The sequence below is a fragment of the Mesorhizobium sp. NFR06 genome, assembly GCF_900115245.1.
Taxonomy (GTDB): Bacteria; Pseudomonadota; Alphaproteobacteria; order Rhizobiales; family Rhizobiaceae; genus Mesorhizobium.
Map to the genome: position 1 here is coordinate 94,392 of NZ_FOVT01000018.1, position 19,416 is coordinate 113,807.

Here is a 19,416-nt window from a genome sequence, read left to right on the forward strand (position 1 = left end):
GCCATCAGCCCGGATTCCGCGCCCGGGTGCTGCGGCCGCAGATACACGCCCGGACGGCAGCAACGGATCACCAATCAGGCCAGGAACGGCAGCGCACTCACGCTTAGGCGGTGTAAGCCAGCGCCAGGATTCGTGGGGAAGTGGTGAAGCGCACCGTCAGTCGCCGGCCTGAGCAAGTGACGGCTTCGCCGGATTCGAAATCGATGGCGATGTCCTCAAAACCGAGCACCCGGCCGTCGAGCGGAAACGACGCTTTGTAGGCCGCCTCCTTGACCGCGAACAGAATGCGGCCGCCCAGCTTTGCATCGAGATCGCCCAGGCGGTCTTGCGGCGCCGCTACCATGGCTCGAAGCTCGTCAGGCAATGGCGAGGCAGGCTCGATATCGACGCCGACGCTTCGGACCGCCTCCGATCGCGCGGCGACCGCCACGGCGATCTCGTCGTCATGCGCAATCGAACCGACAATGCCAGCCGGCCACACAGGCTCTCCCAGTTCGCCGCGCAATACCGCGAGATCCTTGCACCCCAGGCGCCGCAGCAACTCGTGCGCGACCCGGCGGCCCGCCCCGGTAGCGGCGCGCGTCCTGCGGTCGCGTGTCGCGATGGAAGCGCGTTCCCCGGGCAGGATGTGCTGTTCGTCTCCGGCTTGGATTTGACGGCAACCGATGCCGAGGCCGGGCGGCGCGAGGCGGGTCAACGCCTGCTCAATGGCGCGTTCGATGCTTGCGGACGAGCCCTTGGGCCGGATGTCCAATGCTTTATCCGCCCAGTTCCAGGTCGGCGATCATCTCGCCGTCTTCGTCCAGTCCTCGCTCGACGAAACCGAAGCCGGCATATAGCCGGCGCGCCGCCTCGTTTTCCGGCTCATAGCAGATCGAAACACGGCGGATACGGCCGAGCCGCGCAATCTCTTCCAGCAGCTTGGCGACTGCGGCGCTGCCAAGACCTTTGCCCTGCTCGCGACGGTCGATCATCAAGCGATAGATGATCGCTTCGTCGTCGTCCTCGGGCGCGCTGTACATCAGAAATCCGACGACACGACCGGCGGCGACCACGGCCCGGGCGATCGCCTCGTCGTCCTGCCGGGCCTCCGCAAGCGATTCGGCGTTGGAGGCGACGAAGCCTTGCTGCTGCGGCAACAGTTCGAGCGCCAGTATCGCCGCCCGGTTGCCCTTGCCGACGGGCTCCAGGGCAACCGGGTATTCGCGCATGCCGGCGCGGCTGGTCACGAGGCGTGTCCGATTTCCATGGCCCGGGCATCGATCGGTGTCACGACGCCGTAAAGCTTCGCCGGGTTGCCGCGCCAGACCGTGTTCGGCTCGAGGACCTCGCCCTTCATGACGAAGCAGTCGACGTCCGCCACGGATCCCTCGCCCATCACCACAGCGTAGTGAACGAAGGCGGACGGCGCCAGCGTGCAGCCGTTGCCGATGCGGATGTAATCGGACTTGAACGCGCCTTCCTCAAGCGAGTGAGCCTGGATGACGCAGCCCTCGTTGAGGGTCACGTCGTCGCCGATCTCCACCAGCGACCGCTCGGTTATGATGCTGCCGCCGTCATAGAGGCGCAACCCGACCTTCACACCCAGCATGCGCAGGATGAGCGGCCGGAACGGCGTGCCGGTGAACAGGCCCATGATCGGTGAATCGGACAGCTTCCAGTGACGTTCATGCCGCCAGAAAACGGGGTCGTAGATCGTCGCCATTCTCGGCTTCAGCCGGCGGAAGCCGAGGCTGGCGCGTTCGAGGAAGATGTAAAACGGGATGCCGATCGCCGTGGTCAGCGTCACCGCCACGAACAGCGCCGTCTGCGCCCATTCGCTGTAGTAGTTGAGCGCGCGGTCCCAGATGGCGAGCGTCAGGAACAGGATCAGCCACTGCGCCGCCACGAACATCATAGCGGTGACCAGATTGTGCAGGTTCTTCAGCGGCAGGCGGCGGTTCCGCTCCTTGTCGGAGATCAATCCGAGAAGTTCCTTGTCGCGATTGACCATGCGCGGAATTTCGAAGGGTGGCGAGCCCAACAGCCCGACATTCTCGCGCATCGGGCCGTCGACCGGAACGTGGACCTTGGTCCCGAGCAGGCAATTGTCGCCGGCGCGCGAATCCGGTGAATAGATGATGTTGTTGCCGAAGAAGTTGCGTTCGCCGACGCGCGTATGCTCGAGGCGGAAGGAGTTGGCCGACTTCTGCATGTTGACCATGAACAGACCGTCGGACACCATCGTATGCGAGCCGATCTCGCTCAACTGCGGGTTTTCGTGCCGCTGGTTGGTGCCGAAATTCGAGCCGGTCTGATCCACCTTGTTCAGCCGCCACCCGATGGCGCGCAGGTAGTAGATGATGGCGGAGCTGTCGCCGAACAGCACGTTCAGCAGCCGCACGTTGCTGATCAGCTCCAGCATCGTTTGCAGCCAGTAGTGGAACCCGTAGAGCGAATAGTTCCGGCCTGGCTTCAGCAGCAGGTTGAACAGCCGCGGCACGATGGCCGCCAGCAGCACCCCGCCGACGATGAAGCCCGCCACCGTGACCGTGGTGCCGATCGCCACGACGCCGATGGTTTCCTCATAGTCGTCGCCGACATTTTCCCAATAGGCGTGGAACAGCAGCGGGAATGGCGTGACGATCGCGAAAAGGATGAAGAGCTGGATCGCCTCGTAGATGAAGCGGCGAGCCCTCGACAGCGGGACATTGGGAACGGTGCAGTAATCGGCCTCGGTCGGGATCGCCGGCGATCCGTGCCAACGCTCGCCGGCCGGGATGGCCTGTCCGCGATGCAGCGAGGAGGCATGGCCGAGCTGGGCGCCGTCACCCATGCGGGTGCCGATGTCCAGGGCCGAGCCAACGCCGACGAAGGCATTGTTGCCGATGCTTACAGGCCCGGTATGGATGTAGCCCGCCTGGGCGCGGAAACCGAGGATCGTTGAATCCTTGCGCAGGATGGAATTGTCGCCGATGCTGATCAGGTCGGTGCAGACCGGAACGGCTCTGCACTCGATGACCGTGCGGTGGCCGAGCCGCGCGCCGAGCAGGCGCAAATAGAGGCTGTAGAGCGGACTGCCGCGGAACAGCACGACCGGCGCGCTGCGGACCAGCGTCTTGACGACCCAGAAGCGATAGTAGCGCCAGCCCCAGATCGGGAAGGTTTCGGCCTTCCAGCGGCCGACCAGCAGCCATTTGGCGACGATGGCGAAGCCGCTCAACCCGAAGAACACGCCGGCGGACAGAAGCACGCAGCGCAGATAGAGAGCCGCCGGGTCGTCCAGAGCGTCATAGACCCAGTTGAGCCCGTCATTGATCGCCCACAGCGCGAGATAGCTGTAGGCGGCGTAGAACAGCAATTGGCCGAATCCCGTTGCCCAGATGGCAAAATTGGAGGCGCGGTGCGTCAGCATGGGTTCGCTTGCGGCGACTGCGGCCATCTGCGGCGCCCGCAGATGCTCGGCGAGCTTCGCTACCGTAGGGTGCAGGTAAATGTCTCGCATGGACGTCGTCGACCAGGCCTTGCGCGAGCGGATGCGCGCGCAGAACCGGGCCATCAACAAGGAGTTCGCGCCGAGATCGTCGAAGAAGTGATCCTCGATCGAGATGTCCTCGAACTTCAGCACGTCGGCCAGCGTGTCGACGAGGAACTTCTCGTCCTCGTTGCGCGGGTCGATCATCGCATGGCCGGCGGCGACGCGGGCGCTGGTCGGCTTAGGCAGTTTCCTCAAATCGACCTTGTTGGAAACGGTCATCGGGATCGCCGGCAGCTGCTCCAGATAGGCTGGCACCATGTAATCGGGCAGCCGTCGTTTGAGCTCCTGCACCAGTGCCGTGCGGTCCACGCCGTCGCCGCCGCTCTTGGGAGCATAATAGGCGACCAGCTCCGTGCGCTCGGGCTCGATCTCCCACGTCGTGACCGCGGCCTGCGCGATGCCCGGCTGATCCAGGAGCACGGCCTCGATCTCGCCTAGTTCGATGCGGTAACCGCGGATTTTCACCTGTGTGTCGATGCGGCCGTGATATTCGATATCGCCCTTGTCGTTGATGCGGCCAAGGTCGCCCGTACGATAGATGCGGCCGCTGGGGTTGTTGGGCAGGCCGATGAAATCGTTGATGAATCGCTGTTCGGTGAGCTCCGGCCGATTGAGATAGCCGACCGCCACGCCCATGCCGCCGATGCAGATCTCGCCTAGCTGGTCGCCGCTCAGCACCCGCGGCTTTTCAGGGTCGAGAATAGCGATCGAATAGGTGGGCAGCGGCTTGCCGATGGTTACCGGCTCGTCCGGGGTCAGCAGGGCCATCGTCGCGGTGACCGTCGCTTCGGTCGGCCCATAGGTGTTGAGGATCCGGCGACCGGGCTTGGCCCAGCGCATGACGAGCTTCTGCGAGCAGGCCTCGCCGCCGACCAGGATCGCGCGCAGGCTTGGCGCGTCGCTCTCGATAGACGACAACAGCGTCGGGCTGCAGGCCATGCAGGTGATGTTATGCTCACGCAGGAAGCTGGCCAGTTCCTCGCCCACCAGCGGCTGTTGGCCGGGCGCCGGCACGACGGTGGCGCCGGCGGCAAACGGCACCCAGATCTCCTCCGAGGAGAAATCGAAGGCGATGGTCATGCCTTGGTACACGCGATCGCCCGGCTGGTAGCCGTAGGACGCCGCGGCGACGCGGATGAAGTTGCAGAAGCTTTGGTGTGTGATCACCACGCCCTTGGGCTTGCCCGTCGTGCCCGAAGTGTAAAGGATGTAGCAGGTTGGATCCCAGGTGCCGCCCGGCAAGGGCGCCGTTTCCGGCTGCAGCGCGATTTCGGACTCCGCGGAATCGATTGAGATATGCGGAACGGGCAGGCGCGCCACGCGCGCCGCGTAGCCGGAGACGCTGATCACCATCGTGACGCCGGCATCCTCGATGATCATCACCATGCGATCTTCGGGAAATGCCGTTGCCAGCGGAACGAATGCCGCGCCGGCCTTCATCACCGCAAGTATGGCGATATAGGTTTCGGCGGAGCGGTCCAGCAAAAGGCCTATCCGGTCGCCGGCCTTCACGCCGCGCTCGATCAAAAGATGCGCGAACTGGTTGGCGCGGTTGTTCAGCTCGCGATACGACCAGGGCCGGCCGCCGGAAATGACCGCCGGCGCGGCGTCGAAGCGGCTCGCCAAGTCGCCGAAGAACTGGTCGAGCCTCTCATGAGGCTCGCCCTTCTGGATGAAATCGGGGCCGATGAGGACCGGATCGCGGGCCGGCGCTCCGGCCGCTGCCTTAGGCTGGCGAGAATTCCGCTTGGCGGGCTTGGTGGCTTCATTGAGAGACATTGGGGACCTCGCGGGCTATCCGCCCGCACGACATGATTGGTGAAAAGACATAAACTAACGACGTCTTGAACTAACGACGCCTTGCCAGGGTGCCCTCTTCGCGGCCGGTCAAGGATCGTACCGGGCGTATCAGGCTGGAACGGGCTGACGTCGAGCAGGCCTATGCTGTTGCTCCGATGGCCGATCCGTGACGATCGCGCGACTTCACGATGATTTGATAAGGCCATGCCCCAAGGCCGCGATCATGAGCACGGCGAAACCGCCGTCCGAAAGCGCGTTCAGCCTTTCGAGGCCTGATGAAGGACGCATGTGCAATCCTGCCGCCGATGCCGTCGGCCCACATACAGCCTTGCCCGGCCGAATCGCTATGCCGGATGCGGTATTGGCGGCCTCGGAACTGCGCAAGAACAAAGAGATAGACGCGTTCGCGGCGCGAGCAAACTCGGCCCGGACCCCGTCATGCCGGCTCGCCAGGGACGAACAGGATGTCGGCCTCCGCGACGCAATAAGACACGTGGCGGAAATCGCGTATGCGAACCACCTCTTCGCTGCGCCAGTCGACCAGCATGAAGCCGCGCACGGCATTGTCCGCCTGCGGGTTGCGGATCAGGATCGCCGGCCGGCCCTCCACGAAACCGAGCGCCAGCGCCCAGTCGTTCATACGGTCGTAATTGCCGAAATAGGTCGAGGCTTCCTTCTTGCCGCGCAGGCGGGTGCGGTTGACGACGTCGACCTGGACGTCCTCGGCGATCAGCGCCCTGACCCCGTCGAAATCGCGGGCATTGAAGAGATCGATATAGCGGCGCAGCCGGCGTTCGTCTCCAGGATCGAGCTTCGGGATGGTCGCTTCATCGGGCGCCATCGCCAATGCCTTCAACTCCGCGCGGCCGCGATGCAGCGACGCCTTGACCGCGGCAAGCGTGGCGCCCGTCACCTCGCAGGTTTCCTGCAGGCTGAGGCCGAGCACGTCGACCAGGATGACCGCGCTGCGCTGCGCCGGCGTCAACCGCATGAAGCTGCGCAGGCTCGTTGCCGCCGCCAGTCTCGCCTCCGCGCTGGCGGAAAGGTCCTCAACCGTTGTCATGTCGGCCTCGGTGATGCGGGAACGCTCGCGCTGGCGACGGCGCAGATGGTCCTGCGCCGCGTTGTGGGCGATACGGAACAGCCACTGCTCGGGCCGTTCGACGAGAGCACCGCCATCATGCGCGGCGAGCGCCTTCACCACCGCCTCCTGCACGATGTCCTCGCCCTCTATCGCCGAGCCGGCCATGCGCGCCGCGTAGCGGTGCAGTTTCGGGCGCAGGCCGACGACCATGGCTTCAAGTTCCGCGCGGCCGAATCTTGCTGGGCTCATCGTCCTCGTTCTCTTGACCGCCGGCTCGTCAGCCATACCCCGCCCGGATCAGGCCGGCACGGCTTCGTCGGCCTTCGCCAGCATACGATAATTACCGACGATCTTCGCCGGCGACCTGGCAAGCGGCGTCGAACGCCGTTCGGCATGATCGGCGCCGAAGGTCTTGAAAGCGTCGAGTTCGGTGAGCGCCGAGCTGTCCTTGTCGTAGCCGACAAGGTGGACGAATTCACCATTGTCCAGTTCGAGCACCAGATAGCGCACGGATTGAGGCTGCGTTTCATCCAGCGCCTCGAACACGTTTGCCACCAGCGCCCGGTTCTCGGCGATGCTGGCGTCCTTCACGCCGTAACGGATGAGGTTGTAGGTCATGATCGTTTCCTGTTTTGGGGTTGCACAGGAAAGACGTTCGGTATGGTCAAAAGGATTCTCGCAAGCGCAAAAAACTTCCGGCTAGGAGCGAAAGCTGCGACGTCGCTGTTCCGCCAGCATCTCAGTTATGGCGTCGACTCTTCTCAGCCGACGGCCTTCGCCGCCGCCCGTCCCGCGCTGCGCCCCGAAAAGATGCAGCCGCCAAGAAACGTGCCTTCGAGCGCCGCATAGCCGTGCACGCCGCCGCCGCCGAAGCCGGCGACCTCGCCGACCGCGTAGAGCCCCTGCACCGGTTGGCCCCCGGCGTCGAGCACGCGGCTGTCGAGGTCGGTCTGCAGGCCGCCCAGCGTCTTGCGGGTCAGGATGTTGAGCCTAACGGCGATCAGCGGGCCGTTCGCCGGGTCGAGCATCTTGTGCGGCCTGGCGGTGCGGATCAGCCGGTCGCCGAGATAGGCCCGCGCGCCGCGCAGCGCGGTGATCTGCGCATCCTTGGAGAACAGATTGTCGAGCTGCATGTCGCGGGCGCGGATCTCGCGCTCGACCTGCGCCACCTCGAGCAGCGGCTCGCCGCCGGCCAGCGCGTTCATGCGCGCCACCAGCTTCGAAAGGTCGGTCTCGACGATAAAGTCCTCGCCCTTCTCCATGAAGGCCTTCACCGGGCCGGGAATGCCTGACGTCGCGCGGCCCAGCACCTGCCGCCAGCTCTTGCCTGTCAAATCCGGGTTCTGCTCGGAGCCCGACAGCGCGAACTCCTTCTGGATGATCTTCTTGGTCAGGATGAACCAGGAATAGTCGAAGCCGGTGCCCATGATATGGCTGAGCGTGGCCAGCGTGTCGAAACCCGGATAGAGCGGCACCGGCAGCCGTTTGCCGCGTGCGTCCAGCCAGAGCGACGACGGCCCGGGCAGGATACGGATCGCATGCTCGGTCCAGATAGGCGCCCAGTTCCTGATGCCTTCGACATAATGCCACATGCGGTCGCGGTTGATGACCTTGCCGCCGGCCGCTTCCGTGATCGCCAGCATGCGGCCGTCGACGTGGTCCGGCACGCCGGTGATCATGCGCTTCGGCGGCGCCCCCAGACGCTCAGGCCAGTTCCTGCGCACCAGCTCGTGATTGCCGCCGATGCCGCCGGAAGCCACGATCACCGCTTGCGCATGGAGCTCGAAGTCTCCTGTCACGTGACGAGAGCTCTTGCGGCCGCGCCCGACGTTGCTCGGTTCCAGCACGTCGCCGCGCACGCCGGTGACGGTATTGCCGGTGCGGATGATCTCGTTGACCCGGTGGCGGAACTTGAACTCAACCAGCCCGCGCTTTTGCGCCTCGCGCACGCGCAGCACGAAAGGTTCGAGCACGCCGGGGCCGGTGCCCCAGGTGATGTGGAAGCGCGGCACCGAATTGCCGTGGCCGCAAGCATTGCCGCCGCCGCGTTCGGCCCAGCCGACGACGGGAAAGAATTTCATCCCGCGCTCGATCAGCCAGGCACGCTTCTCGCCGGCGGCGAAGCCGACATAGGCCTCCGCCCATTTGCGCGGCCAGAAATCCTCCGGGCGGTCGAAGGCGGCGGTGCCCAGCCAGTCCTCGAGCGCCAGGCCGTGCGAATCGCGGATGCGCATGCGCCGTTGTTCGGGCGAATCGACCAGAAACAACCCGCCGAACGACCAGAAGGCCTGGCCGCCCAGCGACTGCTCCGGTTCCTGGTCGACGATAACGACCTTCTTGCCGGCCTCGGTCAGCTCGGCCGTGGCAACGAGGCCCGCCAGCCCCGCGCCGACAATGATCACGTCCGCGTCGTCAGCCATGATTGCCCTCCCCTGAAGTGGCTGTTGGCGACGGTCAGACGGGCTCCCACCCGTCCCTGTTGCCGGCGCGGAAGATGGCGTCGATGACCTTCTGGTTGAGCACCGATTCCTCGAGCGTGAAGACGCGCTCCTTGCCGCCCTGCGCCGCCCTGGCGAAGGTCTCGACCTCAAGCCGGTATTGCTGGGTGCCGGGGAAGCGGAACACCTGCGCCTCGCTGTGGTTCTGGTTGTGCAGTTCGACGCGGTGGTGGTCGTAAAGACCGGCATTGAACGGGGCAAGGACCTCGATGAAACCCTTCTCGCCGTGGAACACCATCACCTGCCGCGACGCCATCTGCGTCGACAGGTAGAACGACAGTTCGAAGTCGCCGAAATCGGCGCGGATCGAGGAATAGATGTCGGTGCCGAAGGTCTTGTCGCGCTCGATCGTCGCCTGCACGCGGGTCGGCTCCTTGCCGGTCGAAAACCGCGTCGACACCGTCGGGTAGACACCGATGTCGGGCAGCGCGCCGCCGCCGAGATCGAGCTGGTTGCGCATGTTCTTGGGGTCGACATTGTAATAGGAGAAGGCGCCCTGCACATGGCGCAGCCGGCCGATGGCGCCGCTGGCGATGAGGTCGCGCACCTTGATCCATTGCGGATGGTAGACGACCATGAAGGCCTCGCAGACCAGCACTTTCTTCTGGTCGCGCAGCTTGATCAGCGGCGGGATGTCCTTGGCGTCGAGCGCCAGCGGCTTCTCGACCAGCACATGCTTGCCCGCCTCGATGGCTTTGGCCGTCCATTCGACATGCTGCGAGGTCGGCAGCGGGATGTAGACGCCGTCGACCTCCTTCGAGGCAAGCAGCTCCTCATAGGAGCCGAAGGCATGACGGGCGCCGAAACGCTCGCCCAGGGCCTTGGCTTTCGACAAGTCGCGGCTGGCGATCGCCGACAGAACGCCGGTCTCCGAATCCACGATTGCCGGCAAAAGCTGCTCGCGGCCGATCTTTGCCGTCGACAGAACACCCCATCGGAACATCACGCTTCTCCATGTCGGTTTACAGGCGACGAGGTTTGCCCGAAATCGGCGGAAAAGCCAATGCGGGACGCGGGTCACAAAGCACCTTCGTCATCCTCGGGCAGACCTCAGGATCCATGCCGTGGCCTAGGCTGTATCATGGGGGCGGTGTAGAATTCTGTAATTGTTGCAACGCCTTAGCGTCACGGCATGATCCTAGGGTCTGCGCGCGTCGCTTCGCTGCTTGCTCCGCCCTAGGATGACGAACCCGAGGATGCGCGACTAGAGCTAGCCCCTCCTGCCCGTCAACGTCATGTCGAAGTCGACGACGTTGGAATAGAGCGGCGTGCCGACATCCATGCCGTAGCGGGACCTCAGCACCTTGCCGGTGACGTGGAACTTGATGGTCCCGCCCTTCAATCCGCCGAGCTCCGCCGTGAATTTTTCCGGAAACGTCTTGCCGCGCGCCGTCAGCTGGCCGGTCACCAGTGCCGTCGTGTCGCCGGTGCGGGTCACGCTGGTCGAGCGGAACTGGATCTCTGGACTGTTGGCGGCGTCGAACACCGCGTCGGAGCGCAGGAAGGCGTCGATGCGGCCCTGGCCGGTGCCGACGCTTTCGGGATAGATGATGAGGTCGACCCTGGAGCGGCCCACGTCGCGATTGTCGATGCGGATCGTGCCCTTGAAGCGGCTGAAGGCGCCATCGAAGCCACCGCCGCCGGCCTTGCCGATGCTGAAGCGGATCGAGGAGCCGGCCGGGCTGATCGTGTAGCTGCCGGCGGCTTCGCTCAGCGCCACCGCCGCGTAGACAGGCATGACGAGGCAAGCGGCAAAAGCCGCCAATCCGAGGATACGCGCTTTCATGGTTTCTTCCTTCCGCAGATACGCTTTGTCTGCGTTCTTGCCCACCAACGAATGATGGAGCGGTTCTATTCCCCGCCTGACGAAGGCGTGATCATGCGCGTCAGCACATTGTCGCGCAGCAGGAAATGATGGCGCAGCGCCGCCCCTATATGCAGCGCCACCAGCGCGATGCCGGCATAGGCGAGATACCAATGCGCCGCCGACCAGAAGCTTTCGGCGGCATCGGATTCGGCCAGCGGCAAATTGGGCATCACGAACTGGTTGAACGGCATCGTAGGGATTTCCAGCGTCGAGACCGAAACCAGCGCCCAGCCGGAGAGCGGCAGCGCGACCTGGAAGGCATAGAGCGCGAAATGCGCCAGCGGCGCCGTCCGGCGCTCCAGCGTTCCGACCGAAGCCGGCAGTGCCGGCGCCGCGTTGCCGAGCCGCCAGGCGATGCGCAGGATGATCAGTCCGAGCAGCAGGAAGCCGAAGGATTTGTGCAGCTGGATCAGTTCGAAGGACGTTCGCTGGCTCTCGATCCGCACCATGACGAAGCCGAGCGCGAACTGGCCGATGAAGATGATGCCGATCAGCCAGTGGAGGATGATCATGGCCCAGCCGTAACGGGTGGAGGTGTTGGCGATGGATGGTTGCATGGTGAGAAAACGCCTGCGGCGACGGCTTTCTTCCACAGTGTGCCTTACCCTCCCCCTTGTGGGGAGGTTGATCCGCAAAGCGGATCGGGGTGGGGGCTTTCGTAGGGGCGCTACCCCAGCCCTGTCTCGCAGTCTCCGCTTCGCTCCGCTGCACGGACCTACCCTCCCCGCAAGGGGGAGGTTAGGCTAAGCGCTCATCTTGAAGAAATCCACGAAAGCCCTGAGCGCCGGCCGCATTTGTCTGCGGCTCGGATAATAGACGAAGAAACCGTCGAAGGGCGGACACCAGTCCTCCAATACGCACACCAGCCTGCCGTCGGTGAGTGGCGCCTTCACATAATCCTCGAAGACGAAGGCAAGCCCTGCCCCGTCGATCGCCGCCTGGGCGATCAAATGGTCCTCGTCGAGGATCAGCGGCCCTTGCGCGGCGATCTCGATCTCTTCGCCGCCCTTCTCGAACTCCCAGCGATAAAGGATGCCGCTCGAAAAACGGAATCGGATGCAGCGATGGTCGGCCAGCTCGCGCGGATGGCGCGGTTTCGGCATGGTCGCGAAATAGGAGGGCGCCCCGACGACCGCGCCGCGGATATTCGGGCCGATGCGCACCGCGATCATGTCTCGCTGCAGGCTTTCGCCGAGCCGCACGCCGGCGTCGAAGCCGCCCTCGACCACATCGGTGAAACGGTCCTCGATGACGATCTCCAGCACGATGTCCGGATAGGCAGCGGTGAAGGCGCCGAGGCGCGGCGTCAGCACCAGATGCGCGGCGGTGCGCGGCACGCTGAGCCGCAGAATGCCGGCCGGCCGGTCGCGCGCCTCGACCGCCGTCTCCAGCGCGAGGTCGATTTCGGACAATGCCGGTCGCAGCCGTTCCAAAAGCTGCGCGCCTTCCTCGGTGGGCGCGACGCTGCGCGTGCTGCGGGCCAGAAGCCGCACGCCGAGCCGTGCTTCCAGGCTCGACACCGCATGGCTGACCGCCGACGGCGCGATGCCGAGCTCGCGGGCGGCGCCGCGGAAGCTGGCGCATTGGGCCACGGTGGCAAGCACAGCGAGCTGCGAGAGGTTGGCGCGGTTCATTGTACTATTTTATAGATCAAGCCGTGCAAAAGGGAACCGATTATCGAACGAAGCGCAAGGCGTTATCTCCCTCCCATCGCAACAAGGAGATGCGCCATGCAAACCCGCAAACTTGGAACTGAACTCGAAGTCTTCCCCGTCGGCTTGGGCTGCATGGGCATGAGCTTCGCCTATGGCGGCCAGCCGGAGGCCGAAGCGGTCGCCACGCTGCGCCGCGCCGTCGAGATCGGCGTGACCTTCTTCGACACGGCCGAAGTCTATGGCCCGTTCGAGAACGAGATCCTGCTTGGCAAGGCGCTGAAGCCAGTGCGCGACAAGGTGACGATCGCCACCAAGTTCGGCTTCAAGATTTCCGAACATGGCTCGGGCATCGACCGCATGATCGGCGTCGACAGTCGCCCCGAGCACGTCAAGGCGGTGGCCGAAGCCTCGCTGAAGCGGCTTAACACCGACGTCATCGACCTCTACTACCAGCATCGCGTCGACCCGAACGTGCCGATCGAGGACACGGTCGGCGCCATGGCCGAACTGGTGCGCGAGGGCAAGGTGCGTGCGCTCGGCCTGTCGGAAGTGAGCGGCGCGACGTTGCGCCGGGCGCATGCCGTGCACCCGATCGCCGCCGTGCAGAGCGAATACTCGCTGTGGAGCCGCGATCCCGAGGACGAGGTGTTTGCCGTCTGCCGCGAGCTCGGCATCGGCTTCGTGCCCTATAGCCCGCTCGGCCGTGGCCTGCTCACCGGCGCGATCAGCAAGCCCGACGCGCTCGGCGCCGGCGACTGGCGCCTCGGCCTGCCGCGCTTCCAAGCCGAGGCCATGGCAGCCAACAACGCCGTCATCGCGGTGCTGGAAAAGCTGGCCGGGGAGAAGGGCGTGACGCCGGCGCAACTGGCGCTCGCCTGGGTGCTGCACCAGGGCGATTTCATCGTGCCGATCCCCGGCGCGCGAAAGATCCGCCACCTCGAGCAGAACACGGCGGCGGCTGACATCAAGCTGAATGCTGCCGAGGTTGCCGCGATCGGCGAGGCGCTGTCGCCCGACAAGGTCGTCGGCAAGCGTTATACGGAGGAAGCGATGGCGCTGGTGAATGGGTGAGCACAAAACGTGCCGACATGTAAAGGGGCGCTTCGGCGCCCCTTTACATGTGGCGGCGATGCAAAGTGCTGTGAGACATCGGCGCGAGGCACCCCCCTCTGCCCTGCCGGGCATCTCCCCCTCAAGGGGGGAGATCAGATGTCACACAGCTTTTCGCCAATCACCAACGTTGAAAGGAAGATGCCGTCGACGGAACAGCCAATCTCCCCCCTTGAGGGGGAGATGTCCGGCAGGACAGGGGGGGGTGCCGCGCGCCGGCGTCTCCAACTCCTTCACCAAGGCACCACGCTAATCTCCGGCCAGCACTCCCGCGCCCGCTCGCCTTTCACCTCATGCGTCCGCCGGTTGTCCATCACCCGGTTCGGCGTGATGCGGAACGAGAAGAGGTCATCGAGCCCGAACGGCGCCACCAATTCGAGATGTCCACCCGCGTCGTAGCGAACACCGACCGCGTGGGTCTTCGACGCGAAATAGCTGATGGACTCGCTGGCGCTCGCATAGCGCGGGCATTCCTGCCCGAATTTGACCGGATACCACAGATGCACCCGCGCCTGGTTGCGCACCTCGACCGGCAACGGCAACCCTTCGAAATGCCTCGCGGCCCGGCAAATGACGGCATCCTCGGCCTCGTAGGAGAGGTCGGCGTCGTCGAAATAGAACAGGTCGACATCCTTGATGCCGTAGCCCGGCGGCTTGCCGGTCAGGTGATTCCAGACGCTGTTGTAGAGCGCGCCGGAAACCACCAGCCAATCAGGCAAGGCAAGCGCGCGCACCCGCGCCAGGGTCTCGCCCAGCAGCGGGTCGGCCACGACAATGGCGAGGAAGGCCGTGCGCTGCACTTCGAAGCCAAGCCCGGAATAGCGGAGATGGTGCATCGCCCTTTGAACGGCGATTCGCCGCCTGCCGGCAATCCTCACAAGCAATTCCAGGAAAAGTGCGTAGCGGTTAGGCTCGGCGACTTCGCCGTAGCTTTCCGTCCGGAATTGCGTAAAAACAGATGCTTAGAGCGGCGTTGAGCCGCTCTAAGCCCTCAGCACGCCGCCGGTCTGCTTGTTGACGTTCTCGACGATGCGTTTGGCCAGCGCCTCGAAATCCTCGTCGGTCAAAGTCTTCTGGACCGGCTGAATCGAGACTTCGATGGCGATCGATTTCTTGGCTGTACCCAGCGCGGCGCCTTCGAACACGTCGAACACCGAAACGCCGGTGACCAGCTTCTTGTCGGCGGCTAAAGCCGCCCGCACCAGCGTGCCGGCCTCCACCGCTTTGTCGACGACGAAGGCGAAGTCGCGCTTCACCGCCTGGTAGGGCGATAGCTCCAGCTTCGGCTTGGTGCGCGTCGGCTTGGCCTTCGGCTCCGGCACGGTGTCGACAAAAACCTCGAAGCCGCAGATCGGACCGGAGACGTCGAGCGTTTCGAGCGTCTTCGGATGGAATTCGCCAAAAGTGCCGAGCACCGTCTTCGGGCCGAGCTTGATCGTGCCGCAGCGTCCGGGGTGATACCAGGCCGGGCCGCCCGGTTCGATCTGCAGCCGGTCTACCGGTGCCCCGCAGGCTTCGAGCGCCGCGATCGCGTCCGCCTTAGCGTCAAACACGCCGACCGGTCCTGAATTGCCGGCCCAGCTGCGGCCCGAGCCGTCGAGCTTGGCCGTGCCGCGCCGCACGCCGGCGGCCACGCGCCGCTGCTGCTCGGCCGCGTCGCCTTCATAGGTGCCGGAGACTTCGAACAGCGCTACGTCGCCGATGCCGCGGTCGGCATTGCGCTGCGCGGCGGCGATCAGCCCCGGCAGCAGCGAGGGCCGCATGTCCGACATGTCGGCGGCGATCGGGTTGGCGAGCTTGAGCGCCGTCTGGCCGCCGCCGAACAGCTCGGCGTGCCTGGCCGGGATGAACGACCAGGTGACGGCCTCCATCATGCCGCGCACGGCAAGCGCGCGCTTGGCCGCGCGCGTGCGCACCTGCAGTGTGGTCAGGATCCTGCCGTTGACGGCGTCATGCGAAGTCAGCGGCTGCGGCGCGATATTGTCGACGCCGTGAATGCGCATCACCTCCTCGACCAGGTCGGCCTTGCCGTCGACGTCCGGCCGCCAGGACGGCACCTTGACCTTGACGACGTCGCCCGACCCCTGCGGCTCGAAGCCAAGACGGGTCAGGATGCCGAGAGCTTCCACTCTCGGCACCTCGATGCCGGTCAGCCGCTTCACTTCCGACAGCGGGAAGGAGACGATCTTCGGCTTGTGGCCGGCATAGCCGGCAACCTCGATCTCCGACGGCGTGCCGCCGCAGAAATCGAGCACCAGCTTGGTTGCCAGCTCGACGCCCGGCACCATGAACTCAGGGTCGACGCCGCGCTCGAAGCGGTAGCGCGCGTCGCTGATGATGCCGAGAGCGCGGCCGGTGCGCGCCGTGGTGATCGGATCCCAGAGCGCCGATTCGATCAGCACGTCGGTGGTGTTCTCGTCGCAGCCTGAGTGCTCGCCGCCCATGATGCCGGCGATCGATTCGACGCTGTCCTCGTCGGCAATGACGCACATTTCGGGCGTCAGCGTGTATTCGCGGCCGTCGAGCGCCAGCACCTTTTCGCCGTCCCTCGCGCGGCGCACCGTGAGGTTGCCGTTGACCTTCTTGGCGTCGAAGACATGCAGCGGCCGGCCGCGGTCGAAGGTGACGAAGTTGGTGATGTCGACCAGCGCGCTGATGGGCCTCAGCCCTATGGCGATCAGCCGCTGCTGCAGCCATTTCGGCGACGGACCGTTGTTGGCGCCTTTCACCAGCGTCAGCGCAAAGCCGGGGCAGAGGTCCGGCGCCTCGATCTTGACCTTGATCGGACACATGCCATTGCCGGCATGCGGCATGATCGCGCCGCCGGTGAGGCGGCCGAGCCCGCTTGCCGCGAGGTCGCGCGCGATGCCGTAGACGCTGGTCGCGTCGGGGCGGTTCGGCGTCAGGTTGATCTCGATGACCGGGTCGTCGAGATGTGCGTAAGCCGCGAAGCTGGTGCCGATCGGCGCGTCCTCGGGCAGGTCGATGATGCCGTTGTGCTCGTCGGAGATCTCCAGCTCGCGCTCAGAGCACATCATGCCGTGGCTCTCGACGCCGCGGATCTTGCCGACCGAGAGCGTCACGTCGATGCCGGGGACATAGGTGCCGGGTGCCGCGAAGGCGCCGATCAGGCCGGCGCGGGCGTTGGGCGCGCCGCACACAACCTGCACCGGCGGCTTGCCGTCGCCGGTATCGACGGTGAGCACCCGCAGCCGGTCGGCGTCTGGATGCTGCACCGCCGTCAGCACCTTGGCGATGACGAAGGGCTTCAGGCCGGCCTTATCGTCGACATGTTCGACTTCGAGGCCGATCGCGGTCAGCCGCTCGACGATCTCGGCAAGCGAGGCGTCGGTCTCGAGATGGTCCTTGAGCCAGGAGAGGGTGAATTTCATCGTCTCACACTTTCGCGTTCAGCGAATACGTCGACCAGTCGGAAGCGTTCGCAAACCAGTTTCATGTCAGGTCATCCGCATAGGAATCGGCAATTCCGCTCACGGGCTCAAGCCCCCGAACAGCGTCGGCAGGTCGAGCGGACGGAAGCCGTAATGCGCGAGCCAGCGCACGTCGGCGTCGAAGAAGGCGCGTAGGTCCGGCATGCCGTATTTCAGCATGGCGATGCGGTCGATGCCCATGCCCCAGGCAAAGCCCTGGTATTCGTCGGGGTCGAGACCGCCGGCGCGCAGCACGTTGGGATGCACCATGCCGCAGCCGAGGATCTCCATCCAATCCGCGCCTTCGCCGAAGCGCACTTCGCCCGGACGCGAGCGGTCGCACTGGATGTCGACCTCGAGGCTGGGTTCGGTGAACGGGAAGAAGGACGGGCGGAAGCGCATCTTGACGCTCGGCACCTCGAAGAAGGCCTTGCAGAACTCCTCCAGCACCCACTTCATGTTGGCGACATTGGCCGACTTGTCGACCACCAGCCCCTCGACCTGATGGAACATCGGCGAGTGGGTGGCGTCTGAATCCTGCCGGTAGGTCTTGCCGGGGATGACGATGCGGATCGGCGGCTTCTGCCGCTCCATGGTGCGGATCTGCACCGGCGAGGTATGCGTGCGCAAAAGCTTGCGCTCGCCCTTCTCGTCCGGCTGGAAGAAGAAGGTGTCGTGCATCTCGCGCGCCGGATGGCCCTCGGGGAAGTTGAGCGCGGTGAAATTGTAATAGTCGGTCTCGATATCCGGACCCTCGGCTATCGAGAAGCCGAGATCGCCGAAGATCGCCGCGATCTCGTCGATCACCTGGCTGATCGGGTGGATGCGGCCGCGCTCGGCCGGCGACTGGCGCACCGGCAGCGTGACGTCGACCTTCTCGGCGGCAAGCCGGGCGGCGATCGCCACGTCCTTCAGCTCCGCCTTGCGCGCGGTCAGCGCTTCGGTGACGCGGTTCTTCAGGCCGTTGATCGCCGGGCCCTTCACCTGCCGCTCCTCGGCGCTCATGGCGCCGAGCGTCTTCAGCATTTCGGAGACCGAGCCTTTCTTGCCCAGCGCCGAGACGCGCACCGCCTCGATCGTCTGCTCGTCGGCGGCCGCGGCGATCTCCGCAAGCAGCGAAGTTTCAAGGGTTTCCAGGTTTCCAGCAGTGGCGTTCACGGCGAAACTCTCTTCCTTCGGGCGAACGCACCGCGCGGTGCGTCACCATTTCGGTTACGTCAGGCATAAGAAAAACCCGCGCCAGCCGTGCCAGCGCGGGTTCCCCAAATCAGTACTAAAAATGCTTGGGAAGCGCTGGCTTAGGCGACAGCGCTCTCAAAAGCATTCGGCGTGGTGTTCTTCAGATATTCAAGCGCGACCTTGGCCTTGGCCACGAGCGCGGCGAATGCCTGCGGCTCGTGGATGGCCATGTCCGAAAGGATCTTGCGGTCGATCTCGATGCCGGCCTTGTTGAGGCCGTCGATGAAGCGGCCATAGGTCAGGCCGTGCTCGTGGGTCGCCGCATTGATGCGCTGGATCCACAGCGCGCGGAACGAGCGCTTGCGGTTCTTGCGGTCGCGGTAGGCGTACTGCAGCGACTTCTCCACCGCCTGCTTGGCGATGCGGATGGTGTTCTTGCGGCGGCCGTAGAAACCCTTGGCGGCTTTCAGGACCTTCTTGTGCTTGGCGTGGGCGGTGACGCCTCTCTTTACGCGTGCCATGTCATGATCTCCTTAAACACTGTCCAGACCGAATGCTTTAGAGGCCGTTCGGCAGAAAATTCTTGATGACCTTCTTGCCGTCCGGTTCAGCCAGAACCATCGTGCCGCGGGCATCGCGAATGAACTTGTTGGAACGCTTGATCATGCCGTGGCGCTTGCCGGCGGCAGCCGACAGCACCTTGCCGGTGGCAGTAATCTTGAACCGCTTCTTGGCGGCCGATTTGGTCTTCATCTTGGGCATTTTGCTACTCCGTATTGTGGCGCACCATCGCGCTTCTTTTCTCGCTTCGGGCCGACCAAAGCCCGAAAAGCAAATGAAACCGCCACGGCATGCCCTGCCGGGCGGTTTTCTTGGAACGGCGGTCCTATAGATCAAAGATGGCCGGTGCGCAACACCTCAAGCCGTGCCTGTCGTAAGCAGATGAGTTGTCCGGATTAGGTAGCACGTGAGTTGTCCGGTTTTATTGCCAGCCCATGGAGGCTGGGGATGAGACGGACAGCATGGCTACAGGGCCGGAGAATGCAGAAGTTTCGGGACGTACTTAGCCGCTGGAATGGCGGCGATCTTTCGATGATGGAGGCAGGCGAGTTGCTGGGCATGTCGGAGCGGCAATTTCGCCGCTACCGTGACCGTTACGAAGAGGCTGGGGAAGCAGGGTTGCTCGACCGGCGTTTGGGCAAGATTTCGACGCGTCGGGTGCCTGCGGAAGCGATCGAGGAGATGCTTGAGCTTTATCGTCATCGCTACCTTGGC

The 19,416-nt window shown here is 64.7% G+C and carries 17 protein-coding genes; 2 read left to right on the forward strand and 15 right to left on the reverse strand.

The features are described from left to right. Window positions 1-103: 103 nt before the first annotated feature. The 10 genes from F3H96_RS25435 to F3H96_RS25480 form a co-directional block, all read right to left on the reverse strand. Window positions 104-754 carry a 4'-phosphopantetheinyl transferase superfamily protein gene (locus tag F3H96_RS25435; RefSeq protein ID WP_149804431.1) on the reverse strand — a complete coding sequence of 217 codons (651 nt, stop codon included), beginning with the start codon at window positions 752-754 and terminating at the stop codon, window positions 104-106. Between the two features lie 4 nt (window positions 755-758). Beyond that, the gene (locus F3H96_RS25440; RefSeq protein ID WP_348530087.1) at window positions 759-1,229 is read right to left on the reverse strand and encodes a GNAT family N-acetyltransferase; all 471 of its coding nucleotides are present in this window, start codon (window positions 1,227-1,229) and stop codon (window positions 759-761) included. After that, window positions 1,226-5,296 (reverse strand): Pls/PosA family non-ribosomal peptide synthetase, encoded by a 4,071-nt coding sequence (locus tag F3H96_RS25445; RefSeq protein ID WP_149804432.1) that lies wholly within the window; start codon window positions 5,294-5,296, stop codon window positions 1,226-1,228. The genes F3H96_RS25440 and F3H96_RS25445 overlap by 4 nt, the downstream gene beginning before the upstream one ends. Before the next feature lie 457 nt (window positions 5,297-5,753). Then, window positions 5,754-6,650 carry a sigma-70 family RNA polymerase sigma factor gene (locus F3H96_RS25450; RefSeq protein ID WP_149804433.1) on the reverse strand — a complete coding sequence of 299 codons (897 nt, stop codon included), beginning with the start codon at window positions 6,648-6,650 and terminating at the stop codon, window positions 5,754-5,756. A gap of 48 nt (window positions 6,651-6,698) precedes the next feature. Next, window positions 6,699-7,019: a hypothetical protein gene (locus F3H96_RS25455; RefSeq protein WP_244620145.1), complete on the reverse strand. Its 321-nt coding sequence runs from the start codon at window positions 7,017-7,019 to the stop codon at window positions 6,699-6,701. A 143-nt stretch (window positions 7,020-7,162) separates the two neighbouring features. Then, window positions 7,163-8,821: an FAD-binding dehydrogenase gene (locus F3H96_RS25460; protein ID WP_149804434.1), complete on the reverse strand. Its 1,659-nt coding sequence runs from the start codon at window positions 8,819-8,821 to the stop codon at window positions 7,163-7,165. A 34-nt stretch (window positions 8,822-8,855) separates the two neighbouring features. Next, window positions 8,856-9,842 carry a Gfo/Idh/MocA family oxidoreductase gene (locus tag F3H96_RS25465; protein ID WP_149804435.1) on the reverse strand — a complete coding sequence of 329 codons (987 nt, stop codon included), beginning with the start codon at window positions 9,840-9,842 and terminating at the stop codon, window positions 8,856-8,858. Window positions 9,843-10,109: 267 nt separating this feature from the next. Continuing rightward, on the reverse strand, window positions 10,110-10,685 hold the full coding sequence (locus F3H96_RS25470) for a YceI family protein (RefSeq protein ID WP_149804436.1): 576 nt from the start codon (window positions 10,683-10,685) through the stop codon (window positions 10,110-10,112). A gap of 65 nt (window positions 10,686-10,750) precedes the next feature. Beyond that, window positions 10,751-11,323 (reverse strand): cytochrome b, encoded by a 573-nt coding sequence (locus tag F3H96_RS25475; protein ID WP_149804437.1) that lies wholly within the window; start codon window positions 11,321-11,323, stop codon window positions 10,751-10,753. Between the two features lie 186 nt (window positions 11,324-11,509). Then, the gene (locus F3H96_RS25480; RefSeq protein ID WP_149804438.1) at window positions 11,510-12,400 is read right to left on the reverse strand and encodes a LysR family transcriptional regulator; all 891 of its coding nucleotides are present in this window, start codon (window positions 12,398-12,400) and stop codon (window positions 11,510-11,512) included. A gap of 96 nt (window positions 12,401-12,496) precedes the next feature. Here F3H96_RS25480 and F3H96_RS25485 point away from each other — a divergent pair, with 96 nt between their 5' ends. Then, window positions 12,497-13,492, forward strand: coding sequence for an aldo/keto reductase (locus tag F3H96_RS25485; protein ID WP_149804439.1), 996 nt, complete (start codon window positions 12,497-12,499; stop codon window positions 13,490-13,492). 272 nt (window positions 13,493-13,764) lie between these two features. Here the strand turns inward: F3H96_RS25485 and F3H96_RS25495 are convergent, their stop codons facing one another. The 5 genes from F3H96_RS25495 to rpmI all read right to left on the reverse strand — a co-directional run bounded on the left by F3H96_RS25495 (window position 13,765) and on the right by rpmI (window position 18,903). Then, a complete protein-coding gene (locus F3H96_RS25495) occupies window positions 13,765-14,367 on the reverse strand; it encodes a nucleotidyltransferase family protein (protein WP_149804440.1) in 603 nt (200 codons plus the stop codon). Between the two features lie 147 nt (window positions 14,368-14,514). After that, entirely contained in the window at window positions 14,515-16,923 is a 2,409-nt protein-coding gene (gene pheT, locus F3H96_RS25500; protein WP_149804441.1) for a phenylalanine--tRNA ligase subunit beta, read from the reverse strand. Between the two features lie 99 nt (window positions 16,924-17,022). Then, entirely contained in the window at window positions 17,023-18,120 is a 1,098-nt protein-coding gene (pheS, locus tag F3H96_RS25505; protein WP_149804442.1) for a phenylalanine--tRNA ligase subunit alpha, read from the reverse strand. A 140-nt stretch (window positions 18,121-18,260) separates the two neighbouring features. After that, window positions 18,261-18,662, reverse strand: coding sequence for a 50S ribosomal protein L20 (gene rplT / locus F3H96_RS25510; protein ID WP_027053776.1), 402 nt, complete (start codon window positions 18,660-18,662; stop codon window positions 18,261-18,263). A gap of 37 nt (window positions 18,663-18,699) precedes the next feature. After that, window positions 18,700-18,903, reverse strand: a complete 204-nt coding sequence (gene rpmI / locus F3H96_RS25515; protein WP_027166935.1) for a 50S ribosomal protein L35 — start codon at window positions 18,901-18,903, stop codon at window positions 18,700-18,702. 279 nt (window positions 18,904-19,182) lie between these two features. Here rpmI and F3H96_RS25520 point away from each other — a divergent pair. Further along, on the forward strand, window positions 19,183-19,416 hold a 234-nt coding region (locus tag F3H96_RS25520; protein WP_188131525.1), incomplete at its 3' end, for a helix-turn-helix domain-containing protein.